At 35.8% G+C, this 232-nt stretch carries 1 pseudogene; it reads left to right on the top strand.

Annotated features, from left to right (window positions below):
* A pseudogene (locus V6256_RS15500) lies at positions 1-232 on the top strand (LysM peptidoglycan-binding domain-containing protein); the annotation flags it as partial.

Below are 232 nucleotides of genomic sequence, written 5' to 3'. Positions count from 1 at the left end.
ATCTGCATTAACTTTTATAGCATACGCAACTGTTTCAAACAAAAAAAATTTACCGACGAACTCACTGTTAACCGCTTTTGATTTAAACTCAACCGTACGCGAAGCACAACAGGGTGAATTGCTATTAGCCATTCCAGAATTTGAATCGTTACCGGCTTACTTTACACGCGTTGCAGTAAAAGAAAATGTTAAAGGACATATTTTAAAAGCACTAAACCATGCCTCTATTATT

The organism is Psychromonas aquatilis (assembly GCF_038155185.1).
GTDB classification, from domain to species: Bacteria; Pseudomonadota; Gammaproteobacteria; order Enterobacterales; family Psychromonadaceae; genus Psychromonas; species Psychromonas aquatilis.
Note: the sequence above shows the minus strand (reverse complement) of the source record. Positions and strands in the feature narration are given on the sequence as shown.